This is a genomic window from Planctobacterium marinum, assembly GCF_036322805.1.
Taxonomy (GTDB): Bacteria; Pseudomonadota; Gammaproteobacteria; order Enterobacterales; family Alteromonadaceae; genus Planctobacterium; species Planctobacterium marinum_A.
Genome location: NZ_AP027272.1, coordinates 1,394,462 through 1,407,662, shown reverse-complemented (window position 1 = coordinate 1,407,662; position 13,201 = coordinate 1,394,462). Strand labels below are relative to the sequence as shown.

Annotated in this window: 14 protein-coding genes and 1 tRNA gene; 2 read left to right on the top strand and 13 right to left on the bottom strand. The window is 45.0% G+C overall.

What is annotated here, in order from left to right:
- Positions 1-2 precede the first annotated feature (2 nt).
- Positions 3-551 carry a DUF1415 domain-containing protein gene (locus AABA75_RS06230; RefSeq protein WP_338291698.1) on the top strand — a complete coding sequence of 183 codons (549 nt, stop codon included), beginning with the start codon at positions 3-5 and terminating at the stop codon, positions 549-551.
- Between the two features lie 58 nt (positions 552-609).
- On the opposite strand, the gene rpsO is transcribed toward AABA75_RS06230, so the two are convergent.
- From rpsO to AABA75_RS06165, 13 genes are all read right to left on the bottom strand, one after another.
- Positions 610-879, bottom strand: coding sequence for a 30S ribosomal protein S15 (rpsO, locus tag AABA75_RS06225; RefSeq protein ID WP_229528720.1), 270 nt, complete (start codon positions 877-879; stop codon positions 610-612).
- Between the two features lie 116 nt (positions 880-995).
- Positions 996-1,898, bottom strand: coding sequence for a tRNA pseudouridine(55) synthase TruB (gene truB / locus AABA75_RS06220; RefSeq protein WP_338291697.1), 903 nt, complete (start codon positions 1,896-1,898; stop codon positions 996-998).
- Positions 1,899-1,903: 5 nt separating this feature from the next.
- A complete protein-coding gene (rbfA, locus tag AABA75_RS06215) occupies positions 1,904-2,317 on the bottom strand; it encodes a 30S ribosome-binding factor RbfA (RefSeq protein WP_338291696.1) in 414 nt (137 codons plus the stop codon).
- 114 nt (positions 2,318-2,431) lie between these two features.
- Entirely contained in the window at positions 2,432-5,041 is a 2,610-nt protein-coding gene (gene infB / locus AABA75_RS06210; RefSeq protein WP_338291695.1) for a translation initiation factor IF-2, read from the bottom strand.
- Between the two features lie 25 nt (positions 5,042-5,066).
- Positions 5,067-6,560 (bottom strand): transcription termination factor NusA, encoded by a 1,494-nt coding sequence (gene nusA / locus AABA75_RS06205; protein ID WP_338291694.1) that lies wholly within the window; start codon positions 6,558-6,560, stop codon positions 5,067-5,069.
- A 45-nt stretch (positions 6,561-6,605) separates the two neighbouring features.
- A complete protein-coding gene (gene rimP / locus AABA75_RS06200; protein ID WP_338291693.1) occupies positions 6,606-7,061 on the bottom strand; it encodes a ribosome maturation factor RimP in 456 nt (151 codons plus the stop codon).
- A 202-nt stretch (positions 7,062-7,263) separates the two neighbouring features.
- A tRNA-Met gene (locus AABA75_RS06195) sits at positions 7,264-7,340 on the bottom strand.
- A 213-nt stretch (positions 7,341-7,553) separates the two neighbouring features.
- A complete protein-coding gene (locus AABA75_RS06190; protein WP_338291691.1) occupies positions 7,554-7,892 on the bottom strand; it encodes a P-II family nitrogen regulator in 339 nt (112 codons plus the stop codon).
- Between the two features lie 132 nt (positions 7,893-8,024).
- Entirely contained in the window at positions 8,025-8,264 is a 240-nt protein-coding gene (gene nrtS, locus AABA75_RS06185; protein ID WP_338291689.1) for a nitrate/nitrite transporter NrtS, read from the bottom strand.
- Positions 8,265-8,356: 92 nt separating this feature from the next.
- Complete coding sequence (locus tag AABA75_RS06180) at positions 8,357-10,417, bottom strand: type IV pilus modification PilV family protein (protein WP_338291688.1); 2,061 nt, start codon at positions 10,415-10,417, stop codon at positions 8,357-8,359.
- A 10-nt stretch (positions 10,418-10,427) separates the two neighbouring features.
- The gene (locus tag AABA75_RS06175) at positions 10,428-11,555 is read right to left on the bottom strand and encodes a pilus assembly PilX N-terminal domain-containing protein (RefSeq protein ID WP_338291687.1); all 1,128 of its coding nucleotides are present in this window, start codon (positions 11,553-11,555) and stop codon (positions 10,428-10,430) included.
- On the bottom strand, positions 11,548-12,189 hold the full coding sequence (locus tag AABA75_RS06170; protein ID WP_338291686.1) for a prepilin-type N-terminal cleavage/methylation domain-containing protein: 642 nt from the start codon (positions 12,187-12,189) through the stop codon (positions 11,548-11,550). The genes AABA75_RS06175 and AABA75_RS06170 overlap by 8 nt, the downstream gene beginning before the upstream one ends.
- Positions 12,183-12,710, bottom strand: coding sequence for a GspH/FimT family pseudopilin (locus tag AABA75_RS06165; RefSeq protein ID WP_338291685.1), 528 nt, complete (start codon positions 12,708-12,710; stop codon positions 12,183-12,185). The genes AABA75_RS06170 and AABA75_RS06165 overlap by 7 nt, the downstream gene beginning before the upstream one ends.
- Positions 12,711-12,805: 95 nt before the next feature.
- Here AABA75_RS06165 and AABA75_RS06160 point away from each other — a divergent pair, with 95 nt between their 5' ends.
- Positions 12,806-13,177: a type IV pilin protein gene (locus tag AABA75_RS06160; RefSeq protein ID WP_338291684.1), complete on the top strand. Its 372-nt coding sequence runs from the start codon at positions 12,806-12,808 to the stop codon at positions 13,175-13,177.
- Positions 13,178-13,201 lie beyond the last annotated feature (24 nt).

Below are 13,201 nucleotides of genomic sequence, written 5' to 3'. Positions count from 1 at the left end.
TAATGACCTGCGAAGCATACACAGAAGAGTCCAGCGCAGTATTGCGCTGGCTAGAAGATATCATAATAGGGCTGAACCTGTGTCCCTTTGCTAAAAAGCCCTATCTTGCCAATAAAGTTCAGCTCTTATTTGAAAGCAGTAATAAACTCAACAAGATTGCTGAACAGGTTGTATTGGCCTGTAATCAACTTGATCAGCAGCCTGAAATTGAAACGGCCTTAGTGGTTTTTCCAAATTCACTGAAAGACTTTAATCGTTATCTGGATGCCTTAGAATTTTGCGAGGCGTTATTGGAACAACAAGGCTACTCGGGTGTTTATCAGCTAGCCAGCTTCCACCCGGATTATGTATTTGAAGGAGAGGAGTTTGATGACGTCAGTAACTATACAAACCGCGCCCCCTATCCTATCATCCACATCATCCGTGAACAGAGTATTGATCAGGTTTTGAAGACTTATCGAGACCCCGAAGCGATCCCAGAGCGCAATATAGCGTTAATGCAAAAAATGGGATTAGCACAGATAGAAAAACTTTTTTCTACATTAAAATAGTTTTCTACAGACAAAAAAAAAGCTGGTAAGAACCAGCTTTTTTCTGAAATCAACGTGCTTAGCGACGCAGACCTAAACGACCAATAAGCGACTTGTAACGCTCTTGGTTTTTGCCTTTCAGGTAGTCCAACAACTTACGACGTTGGCTAACCATGCGCAACAAACCACGACGTGAATGGTGGTCTTTTTTGTGATCGCTGAAGTGAGACTGAAGTTTGTTGATGTTGTGAGTCAACAAGGCAACCTGTACTTCTGGTGAACCAGTATCACCTTCTTTAACACCGTATTCAGCGATAATGTTCGCAGTTTCATTTTTACTTAGTGACATAATATTCTCCAATTAAATTTAAGACTTGCCGATCACTAATTCAGTCAAGTCGAAAAGAGCGGCGATTATAGCGATTTTTAGCTATAACACAAGCCCCCATTAGCATTACATATTATTCAAGAGACCAGTCTTTTGGGCTGCAATTTGCCTTTGCTGTTCTGGGCTACACCTAAGAAGCGCTCACCGCAATATACTCTGACAGCTTCAACAACAATGGAGGTATCTCCTTCAACCGCCTGCCCCTGTACAAAGCGTTCACTATACTTATTGGAAACCTCTACTTTTGGCAAATGTAGAATCGGTGCATCAACTGCTAGCTTGAGCTGGTCCAAGGCTGAGAAATCGCCATCGACTCTTAAGCTCTCCAGATATTCAGGCGTATACATGGGCAATCCGGCATAGCCAGAAACCTCAGTGCGGTGCAAACGGGTGACATAAGCACCACAGCCCAACAACTGCCCCAAATCATCCACCAGCGAACGAATGTAAGTGCCTTTACTACACTTCACTTTCATACTGATTTCAGTACCGGTGAATTCCCGCAATACTAATTCATAAATAGTGATGTCACGTGCAGGGCGGTCTATGATGATGCCCTGTCTGGCGTAATAATAAAGTGGCTTGCCTTGGTGCTTTAGAGCAGAAAACATCGATGGGATTTGTTTAATCTCCCCACGAAAAGTATCGAGAGCTTCATCGAGCTGCTGCTCTGAAACATCTACAGATTTCTCTTCTACCACTTCGCCATCGGCATCAGATGTGGTGGTGCGAATACCCAGCTTGGCCGTTACTTCATAAGTTTTATCAGCGTCTAATGAATACTGAGCAAATTTAGTGGAATTGCCAAAACACACAGGCAACATCCCACTGGCAAGTGGATCCAATGCGCCGGTATGACCGGCTTTATTAGCATCAAATATCCAACGTACCTTTTGTAAAACCTGATTAGAAGAGCCCCCTAACGGTTTATCAACCAGGATCACGCCATCCAGCTTGCGTCCAGACTTACGTCTTCCCATATTATTTACGACTCACCTTCTTGCTCAGAATCTCTTCCCGACGTGCGGGCCTTTTCTTCATCAGCTTTGATGGTTTGCGTTACAATATTGGAAATACGCATCCCCTCAGTAATAGAGGCGTCACGCATAAAGTGTAATGCCGGCACGGAACGCATTCGCAAGCGCTTCGCCAACAAACTGCGCACGAAGCCCTTGTTTTCTTCCAAAATCGCTAAATCTTCTTTAATCTTTGCTTCATCATCAGTGAAAAAAGTCACAAAGATTTTTGCATGGGCAAGGTCACGGGACACATCTGCACCAGATACTGTGATAAAGCCGATGCGCGGATCGCGGTTTTTAAATTCATTTTGCAGAATACTGGCAACTTCTTTGTGAATTTGTTGCCCCACTCTGTCAGTTCTTGAGAACTCTTTTGCCATAATTTATACCAATTATCAGACACAAACGGAGGCTTATGCCTCCGTTTTATTAAACTTATTTCGAAGTTTTTAACAACGCATCGCAAGCGACGCATCGTAATGCAACAGTCAGAATTATAGCTCGCGCTTCACTTCAACTGTTTCGAATACTTCAATTTGGTCGCCTACTTTAACGTCGTTGTAGTTTTTAACGCCGATACCACATTCCATACCGTTACGAACTTCAGCGACATCGTCTTTAAAGCGGCGCAGTGATTCCAATTCACCTTCGTAGATTACTACGTTGTCACGCAGAACGCGGATTGGATTGCTGCGCTTAACGTTACCTTCAACCACCATACAACCAGCGATTGCGCCCAATTTAGGCGATTTGAACACGTCACGTACTTCAGCAAGACCAATGATCTCCTGCTTGAATTCTGGTGCAAGCATACCGCTCATGGCCGCTTTTACTTCGTCAATCAGGTCATAGATAACGCTGTAGTAACGGAGGTCAACATCTTCTGCTTCCAACACTTTACGGGCTGCTGAGTCAGCACGTACGTTAAAGCCCACCACAATCGCGTTAGATGCAGCGGCTAATGTCGCGTCAGTTTCAGTGATACCACCCACGCCACTACCGATAATGTTTACGCGAACTTCATCCGTAGACAATTTAGTCAGTGAATCGGAAATAGCCTCAACAGAGCCTTGAACATCGGCCTTCATTACCACGTTCAATTCTTTCACATCACCGGCTTCCATGTTGGCAAACATGTTTTCCAGCTTGGCTTTTTGTTGCTTAGCAAGTTTCAGATCACGCTGCTTGGTATGACGCTTATTAGCAATCTCTCGAGCCTTGCGATCATCCGGTACTACCATGGCATCTTCACCTGCTTGAGGCACACCAGACAGACCTAAAATCTCAACCGGCTTAGAAGGACCTGCGACCTTAACGTCATGTCCGTTCTCATCACGCATGGCACGAACTCGACCATACTCGTTACCACATAATAAGATATCGCCCGCTCTTAGTTCACCTTGTTGTACCAAAACAGATGCAACCGGCCCACGGCCTTTATCCAGACGAGATTCAATCACGATACCTTTAGCGGCACCTGTTGGAATCGCTTTTAGATCCAATACTTCAGCTTGCAACAAGATAGCGTCCAATAATTCATCAACACCCATACCGGTTTTAGCCGATACGTTAACGAACTGGTGTTCACCACCCCACTCTTCTGAGATAACTTCCAGCTGAGATAATTCCGTTTTAACACGATCAGGATCAGCCGCTTCTTTATCCATTTTGTTAACCGCAACAATCAGCGGTACGCCCGCAGCTTTGGCGTGCTGTACAGCTTCTTTAGTTTGCGGCATTACACCGTCATCAGCTGCAACCACCAAAATAACGATATCCGTAGCTGTGGCACCACGAGCACGCATCGCAGTAAATGCCGCGTGTCCCGGTGTATCCAGGAAAGTAATTTCGCCATTATCCGTGTTTACGCTATAAGCACCAATATGCTGGGTAATACCACCCGCTTCGCCTTCGGCAATTTTCGCTTTGCGGATGTAGTCAAGCAGTGAGGTTTTACCGTGATCAACGTGACCCATGATGGTAACAACTGGCGCACGTCCTGCCTCATCACCTTCGGCAATATTGGCCAACAATTCATCTTCTAACGCATTGTCATTAACTAGTTCGTACTTCTGGCCAAGCTCTTCCAAAACCAGTACCGCGGTATCTCTATCCAGCACCTGGTTAATGGTTACCATCTCGCCCATTTTCATCATCACTTTGATGACTTCAGTGGCCTTTTTGGCCATCTTGCTCGCCAACTCACCAACAGAGATGGTTTCGCCAATGCGAACTACACGATTAACGGGTTGCGCAGGCATGTTAAAGCCTTGCTTGAGTTTATCGGTTGCCTTTTTCTTCTTATGCATCCGACGTCTGGAGCTTTTTTCCAGCTCCATATCTTCTTTATCTTCAGCTTCCTGAGCATAGCGGTTGCTGTGCAGGTGCACTTCGGCGGCTTCTTCTTCCTTGCGCTTCTTCTCTTCTTCTTCCCAGCGAATACGATTTTGCTCAGCTAGTTTTTTCGCTTCTTCAGCCGCTTTTGCCGCTTCTTGCTCCAACTTGCGCTTCGCTTCTTCTTCCTGCTGTTGCTTCATTTTTTCAGCTTCTTCACGGGCCTTAGCTCGCTCAGCTTTTTCTTCTGCAGTCAGCTCAGAATCTGGATGATCGTCAGCAGCTTGCTCAGCCTTGCGTTTTTCTTCGCGGGCTTTTTGCTCTGCTTTGCGCTTTTCTTCAGCTGCTTTGCGCTCTGCTTCCAAACGCGCTTTTTCTTCTGCCGCTTTACGAGCCGCTTCCTCAGCTGCTAGACGAGCTTGTTCTTCCTGCTCAGCTTTTAGCCTTGCTTCTTCTTCAGCAATTCGCGCTTCTTCTACTTCGCTGCGTTTCACGTATGTACGCTTCTTGCGCACTTCTACCTTCACCTGACGAGATTTCCCGGCAGTCAAAGTACTGGTAGTTTTACGCTGCAATGTCATTTTTTTCGGTGCTGCATTAGCGCTACCACCGTGTTGCTTGCTCAGGTGTTCTAACAGTGCTGCTTTTTCAGTTTCTGTTACGTTATCCTGACGCTGCTTGGGGATCCCGGCATCAGCAAATTGTTGCAACAATTTCTCTACCGAAATACCGACATCTTCAGCTAATTTTTCTATCTGGACTTCTGGCATGTTGATTTGTGCTCCTATGCTGCTCTTATTCTTCGTTGAACCATACGATATTGCGCGCTGCCATGATGAGCTTCCCAGCATCTTCTTCTGACAACTCTTCTATATCACTGATATCGTCGATTCCTTGCTCTGCCAACTCTTCGAGATTGGTAATCCCTTTGCTAGCCAATACAAACGCAACATGTCTGTCCATTCCTTCCAGGTTCAACAACTCTTCAGTGGGTTCAGACTTTTCCAGTGATTCTTCATTTGCCAAAGCTTTTGTGGTTAACGCGGCTTTAGCTCGCTCACGTAACTCTTCTACGACATCTTCGTCCAGGCCTTCAATTTCCAATAATTCACTTACTGGTACATAGGCAACTTCTTCCAGGGACGTAAAGCCTTCATCTACTAATACAGCAGCAAAGTCTTCGTCGATATCCAGCCCTTCCATAAACACGGTAAGTACTTCGGCATTTTCTTCTTCGTGTTTGGCTGATAATTCTTCCGTGGTCATCACGTTCAATTCCCAACCCGTTAACTGGCTGGCAAGTCGAACATTCTGGCCACTTTTACCAATGGCTTGCGCCAGATGATCGCTTTCTACTGCGACATCCATCGAGTGTGCATCTTCGTCTACAACGATAGAGGCCACTTCTGCCGGGGCCATTGCGTTAATTACAAATTGTGCGGGATTTTCATCCCACAAAACGATGTCGACACGCTCACCGCCTAATTCACCTGATACAGCTTGCACACGTGAACCACGCATACCAACACAGGCGCCAACAGGGTCGAGACGTTTATCGTTTGTTTTTACAGCGATTTTCGCTCTTGAACCTGCATCGCGAGCTGCAGAACGAACCTCCAAGGTCTCTTCAGCAATTTCAGGTACTTCAATACGGAACAGTTCCACCAACATATCCGGATGAGTACGACTAATAAACAATTGCGCACCTTTAGCTTCCGGACGAATGTCGTACAGTAAGCCTCGGACACGGTCACCCGGCCTGAAGGTCTCACGCGGCAACATATCTTCGCGATACATCACACCTTCAGCATTGTTGCCCAAGTCAATGATGATATTGTCGCGATTTACTTTTTTAACGGCACCAGTAATTAAGTCGCCCACTCTATCGCGGTACTCATCAATCATTTGCGCGCGTTCTGCTTCGCGCACTTTTTGCACGATAACTTGCTTTGCTGTTTGCGTGGTAATTCGGTCAAATGCGATAGATTCGATTTGTTCTTCAACAAAATCACCGAGTTTAATTTCGGGTTCATCGATTTGTGCCGCCGACAAAGTGATTTCAGCGTACGGATTTTCTTGTGGTTGGTCGTCTTCGATAACTAACCATCTGCGAAACGTATCAAAATCGCCGGTGTCTCTGTCGATGCTGACACGCACCTCAATTTCACCTTCGTTCTTTTTCTTGGTCGCACTTGCAATTGCGAATTCAAGCGCTTCAAAGATCTTCTCTCTTGGCACCTGTTTTTCATTTGATACAGCTTCTGCCACTAACAGAATTTCTTTATTCATTTCCGCCGCCTTCTCACTAATTAGTCGTTATTGTTATTTGAGCCACTAAAATTGAGGCACCAAATTGCCTTTTTCAATATTGCTGATCACCAGTTCAAATTGCTCATTGTCCACTTCGATGGTTAACTTATCTTCGGTAACGCTGAGTACTTGACCTTTGAAATTACGTCTATTTCCTTGTGGGACGCGCAATCTGAGTGACACCACCTGCCCTGTAACCGCCTGATAATGAGCCGCTTTGAACAAGGGTCTGTCCATACCTGGCGAGGAAACTTCAAGGTTGTATTCGGTGCTGATGGGATCTTCAACATCCATAACGGCACTTACCTGATGACTCACATCAGCACAATCATCCACGGTGATACCGTCAGGATGATCGATGTAAACACGCAATGTTGAATGTTTTCCAGCTCGAACAAATTCAACACCTATTAATTCAAAACCCGCCGCTTCTACGGCAGGCTCTATTAAAGCATTCAATTTATCTTGAAATTGAGACAATTTGTTCTCCAAAAATAAAAACAGGGCATAAAGCCCCGTAATAAAAGTCCTGTATATTGGTTCGCTCTACTTCTTTAAAACTAATCAAGTCGATTTCCCTGAGCGAAGATAATAAAAAACCCCGGTCTAGCGGGGTTTTTATATTTGGACCCAATGTCCTTTTATTTTATTTAAGTTTGAGCAATAAGCCAACCTTAAAATTTGGTTGCGGGAGGCGGATTTGAACCACCGACCTTCGGGTTATGAGCCCGACGAGCTACCAGGCTGCTCCATCCCGCGCCTGAAATCTTTTGTGAAGCGGCTTTGCTGCCTTGCTTCAACGTGGGGCGTATTATACATAGGCATTAACCAGGCGCAACCACAAATATGAATTTTTTATGATAAAAACGTTCGTTTGCTCAAATACCCATCAGGACGTTGCTTTTTCACCCGAAAGTTAACAAACTGGCTACATTCTGCTGACCATTTGGTCACATTTAAAAGTTAAAGTAATTACAATGCCTCTTCGTTCTCTTCACTGGTTCTGATTCGAATCGCCCGCTCAACCTCGTAGACAAAAATCTTACCATCGCCAATCTTGCCTGTCTGAGCGGTATTCACAATGGCTTCAATGGCTTGCTCTGCAATTTCATCAGGTACTACCACATCAATCTTAACCTTAGGCATAAAATCCACTTGATATTCTGCCCCGCGATACAATTCGCTGTGCCCTTTCTGGCGTCCATAACCTTTCACTTCAGTCACGGTCAGCCCCTCAACTCCAGCTTCGGCCAATGCTTCACGAACATCGTCTAGTTTAAAAGGTTTAATTATCGCTTCTATTTTTTTCATAAAATGCTCCAGCAACATTTATCCGTAGTAATCAAGTTTGTGATTCTGTTAGTCAACTCACAACCAGGTGATGAGGTTATGGCAAAATAATCCATTATCTATCACGGCTTTTCAATCAGTATCTTGCCAATATCAAGGTTTGTTGCTCTCCAAAAGTTGAATACTCGCCTTCGCTCCGGCGTATGTCGCAACACAATAGGGAACAAGATAGGTAAGACAAAACTGCACCAAGTTAATAGACTCGCTGCCTGTTATGGCAGGCCACTGATTGATCAGATTGAGAATGGTTCCCACCAATAAAGCCGTCTTGATGGAGGTGACACATTGCTTTGCCGAAAAAGCAAAGCTGAAAAATGAATTCGGTTTAAACATTGGCTGTTCACATATTGTTTCCGCAGTCGAATCCAATCAGGACAGGCCGCTGCCACATAAAATTTCAAGCACTTACCGGCAAACAAAACATACTACTGGCTTAATTCAATAATTAAGTTGTATTCACTGGTTGATGTAGCAGTTAACCCGGTAGCCAATGAATATGAGTCGCTAACCGAAACTGAACTATCAGGGTATTGAATGCTTAGTTGCGTGGTATAACCCGACGGCGCAAAATTAAAGGTTATGGTCCCTGTCCAATTTTCAGACACGTCTTCACAACTGTAGAAAGGCGTAGAATTGCCTTTTGGCACTGTGACTGTACAACTGAAGTTGGCAGGTGAAACATCAATATCAAGCTCTGATAAATCGACGTACCCAGATTTTTTGGAGTTGTTTAATTCGCACGAGTCGGTAACCCCGGCGATGGTCACCAGACAACTGATGTCCCCTACTATGCCATAATAATTGGTGGCAGAAGCTCCGGTATCAACGGTTACTGTCATCGAATCTTCTGTTATCAGGTTATCGTTTTCATCGCTGCTAATAGCCGTAGTACCAGTGATACCTGAATTGTAGGGATTGGCAAAACTAGAGACGGTTACGGTGCCATCGGCAAGCGCGTTAAGACGGCCACGACTGTAAGTGCCATAAAAGTCGTTGACTGGATCAACAATGGTTTCTATATCTTCATTAGTGATAGTGGCAACTGAGTTATCATCAGTACTCCATTGCGCCAATAGTGTCAGGTTAACATCGTAAAATGGGGTGATGGCTTGCCACGAAGTATCACTGGCTGAGATTAAGTCTTGTACCGCGCTCAAATGGGAAGATTTCATTCTATCCAGGTAAATCCCCCGCGATATCAACTGATGCCCACCAGTAGCCACTGTCAAATCACGTCCTGCCGGTTTAGTTGGATATGAATTGCCTTGAATATCCGCTTCCATCAAATCAATAACATAGGCCTGATAAGCATCCAGGTTATCGGAATCAAACAAATACTCATCGTCAAACTCCACAACTTCAAGAAGCGTCCAATCAATATAGGTTTCAAAAAAACCATTAATGCGTTTAAAACGACAAACTTCATCGTACTGGTCGCCCGTACTGGAAGCCAAGCTGTAACTACCGCCGCTGTACTTGTAATGCTTATGGGGGCCGCCATCTTCCAGACGGTAATAAGTTTCATTAGTTACCATATCATCGGTATCGTGATGGTCCCTGCAGCATTCTTCACAAAGCGCAGCCTGACCATTACCGTCCACTTCACCTATGGTTTTGCTGACAAAACTTCCCGACTCAGTTGTCATGGCATCATCTAATAAAACATTCATGGCCGGGGTTTTACCTTGCCCGGTACCTGCCAATACACACTCACAATTAACAGTCAAAAAGTCTTCTTGCTCGACCTTGGTTTCATCAACATTATTGGTGGTGTAGCGCACCGTCTCAAATTCAACAACATTATTTAATCCCCGATTATCGATTTCAGGCACGGGTTTACTGGTTTCGACTGCTTCGCCATTGCCTAAATCGTAAGCAATAACATCCGGCGCATCTCCCGGGTCGTACTCCACTTGCGGTTCTGTGGCGGCAGAATCTGATTGATTGACAGCATGGTAGCTATTGCTCTGGGTAACAGGAGCAATGCTACCTGATACGCTCACCGACTGGCTCTCTCCTTGGTAGTCAGTCCAGGAAACCGTTACTACAATGGCTTTTTGTGGAGCATAGACAGGCAAATCTTCAGGTAAATTTTCATTGCCCTCACTGTACCAGGTATCTTCAACACCATCGTCATCGGTATCTATATAGTATTGATTAATAACATCCCAGCTGCGTTGAAAGCTATAGGTATTGCTATCGTCTGAACTTACCTGCACCTCAACGGTGCCACTGGACAGATCACCGCCACCATTACTGACGATATCGTTATAAGCATTAATGTTTTCTTCGGTGTCTAACTGGGTAAACATTTTCAGATCATCAAGCTTTTCCAGTGCCAAACGCATCGCAGTAGCCCGCAAATTTAGCTGGGAATCACTTTGCAAAAATTTAGTTTGTAAGGTGACGTAACCTGTTACCCCCAACATGACGATAAAGGTAACAACCAATACTTCTAAAAAGGTAAACCCGAAAAAACGCTTCATGTTACACCACCTAAAAATCCCGCCAGCTGCCGGGTATCCGCGCCAGCCTTTGGAAAGCATCCCCCTGCTCTAACTGGCTTAGCACGTCACTGTCGTACACTACATTAAACGTGCCGTTGGCATGGCCCACAGAATGGTTAGACGCGACCGCACCAAATACCGAGGCCCCACCGTTCATGTCTAATTCAAAATCCAGAAGAGTATCGGGTTTTCGGAATGAAAAAACCAAACCATAAATAGTGGCTCCACCATTCATGCTCAAATCACCATCGGTTACCACCAGAATCACAGGATCATCTGTAGACCCAACCACTGTGCCCGCATTTAAGCCACAACTGCCTTCAACCCATATCAATCCGGTGGTACTAGCACCTAATGAATCGCAGTCTTCATATTGCTCATCGGCATCATCCCGCAAGGACTCCCAGCTGGCTTCAGGTACATTAAACATGTACTCAAACATGTCACTCGGGAAGTTGGCATCATTGTCTAAGATATCCAGATCCTGAAATCCTTTTTCCGAATAGGGATCAGAGCTGCAATCCCCGTCAGAATACTCTTGCTGACCGCAGGTAGTGCCACTACCGTTATCCATATCCACATCTTGATCTGTCCAGATAGATAAAGGCACGCCAGTTCCACCGCCATTGGGGTTCGCCACCACCTCAAAATTACCACCGACATTAATACCGCCCTTAACAATTAGTGGAGCATCTGGTGGGTTGGCCAAAACACTGAAAATCATAACCTGTTCCACCACCGTTGTTTGCCCCAAGCCATCAGCGGAAGCTCCAATAGAAGTAATTGTCATCACAGTAAATTCTGAAGTGTCTCGAGTCACTGATTCAGTAGTACCACTCACAGTGAAGGTGGCGGAACCATCCAGAGTTTCATTAAAAGCGGTACCATCCCAGGTAGGATCTTCGGTCAAGGTACCCATGGCTTTCATCAAACCAGCTTCTGCAGCAGCAAATGACGCTAAGTGATTGACGTCATTTCTGGCGATACGCATTTCAAAAAGCTTAATTTTTCCTGTGTAAATTGTCACCATCAATGCCAGCAACAATAGCATGATCACCGATATCAAAATGGCCGCACCTTTTTGCTTGCAGCAGTTTGATGAGTGGTACCTAATCATAACTTCTCACCAAAAATGCTACATCATAACTGCGAGAGCGGTCTGCATCAGAATCAAGCTCTCCCACCAGGTTGATGGCAATTTCCGTGCGGGTAATGCTGTTGTTGGTTGAGGTTTGGCTGGTAAAGGTTAGTCCGGTGACCTTCACCACTTCCGAATCGGTCAAATCCTCCCATCCATCCTCATCACAAGCCGCACCATTTTTGCGAATTTCAATGGCATTGTCTTTCAACCTGTAGCCATATTCCTCTGAATCGGTTCCGGTATCCAGCGTGCCATCTTCATTAGCATCATAGGCGAAGGTAATGCAGCTGTTAGCGGCCTCCCCGGTATATTCTGAAATGGTAATTGAGTTACTAAAGGCAGATACGGTATTTTCTGGATCTTCCACCCTGAGTATAGTGGCGCCGTTGTACCCGGCTCGTCGGATATCACGCTCCATAAGGGAAATAACCACCTTTAACTCTTCGCTCAAGCGAGAATTAGTCATTAACTTGCCATTCACGCCGACGCCCATACCAACTAGCGAAGCCACCCCCAACACGGTCACCATTCCGATAGAAATGGAGATCATGAGTTCTACGAGTGTTGCGCCTTGCTCACGGTAAGTGCGTTTTGAAACAAAATTCAGCATGATGGATAGTTCCCTAAACTGCCAGAAACCACACAAATTCGAGCTCTTCCCATATTACTCAGCAAGACTTTCGCTTCAGTATCAGAATTACTGAGAATAAAGCTGCCAGAATTTCCAGAAGCAATACCCCGCACTCCATCAAAGCTGGTCTGGTCGCTGTCGCCAAATGTTAGATCACTCATACTCACTTCAGGATAATCTTCGTAGTTAAATACCATTTCAATGCCGTTAACCGTGCAGCTAGAACTGATATTGCAACTGCAACTACCACTGTCATTTATCCCCAAACACCAAGAATCGCCTTGTACTAAGTCGACAGTAATATCGGTTGCTTGGGTAATGGCTTCTGACTTTGCTTGCTGCAGGAAAAAATAAGCTCCTTCTGTCGCTCCCCGAAGTTTGCGCTCTTCGTTGAGTTCCATGAACGCAGGTACGCCGACTGTCATCAAGATAGACACGATAGAGACCGAAATCAGTAATTCGATCAGAGAAAGCCCGGAATTTGCGTACCTGTTAACCAAATCTAATACCTAATAAATCTGCTAAAATTGGCATATTAGTCAATACTTACTGTGATTGTAGTTCATTTAATCGTCAACCCAGGTATAAAAATATTGTGAAGCGTATAACAGGAATATCTTTAATAGAACTTCTGATAACTGTAGCCATTCTTGGCATTATCATGTCGATAGCCATCCCAAGCTATAACGATAGTCTGTTAACGACTCGTCGTTCAGAAGCTATGAATGAACTGTTAAAACTGCAAATGACGCAAGAAGGTTATCGATTGGAAAACAGCAGTTATGCAAGTAGTGATGACATCACCTTGCCGAGCTCAGATTATTACACATACAGTGTGGGTAATATTGGTGCAAGCTCCTATACGTTGACGGCGACGGCAAAAAGCTCGCAAACTTCAGATACAGGTTGTACAACCCTGACTTTAGATCAGTCAGCAAACAAAACTCCCAGCGATTGCTGGGAGTGATAATAGATGTGAACAAAAAATTGT

Excerpts from the sequence above, each read along its gene's own strand:
- rpsO (WP_229528720.1), bottom strand. The coding sequence starts at position 879 with ATGTCACTAAGTAAAAATGAAACTGCGAACATTATCGCTGAATACGGT.
- AABA75_RS06175 (WP_338291687.1), bottom strand. The coding sequence starts at position 11,555 with ATGATTAGGTACCACTCATCAAACTGCTGCAAGCAAAAAGGTGCGGCC.
- infB (WP_338291695.1), bottom strand. The coding sequence starts at position 5,041 with ATGCCAGAAGTCCAGATAGAAAAATTAGCTGAAGATGTCGGTATTTCG.
- truB (WP_338291697.1), bottom strand. The coding sequence starts at position 1,898 with ATGGGAAGACGTAAGTCTGGACGCAAGCTGGATGGCGTGATCCTGGTT.
- AABA75_RS06190 (WP_338291691.1), bottom strand. The coding sequence starts at position 7,892 with ATGAAAAAAATAGAAGCGATAATTAAACCTTTTAAACTAGACGATGTT.
- AABA75_RS06180 (WP_338291688.1), bottom strand. The coding sequence starts at position 10,417 with ATGAAGCGTTTTTTCGGGTTTACCTTTTTAGAAGTATTGGTTGTTACC.
- rbfA (WP_338291696.1), bottom strand. The coding sequence starts at position 2,317 with ATGGCAAAAGAGTTCTCAAGAACTGACAGAGTGGGGCAACAAATTCAC.
- AABA75_RS06230 (WP_338291698.1), top strand. The coding sequence starts at position 3 with ATGACCTGCGAAGCATACACAGAAGAGTCCAGCGCAGTATTGCGCTGG.
- nusA (WP_338291694.1), bottom strand. The coding sequence starts at position 6,560 with ATGAATAAAGAAATTCTGTTAGTGGCAGAAGCTGTATCAAATGAAAAA.
- nrtS (WP_338291689.1), bottom strand. The coding sequence starts at position 8,264 with ATGTTTAAACCGAATTCATTTTTCAGCTTTGCTTTTTCGGCAAAGCAA.
- AABA75_RS06170 (WP_338291686.1), bottom strand. The coding sequence starts at position 12,189 with ATGCTGAATTTTGTTTCAAAACGCACTTACCGTGAGCAAGGCGCAACA.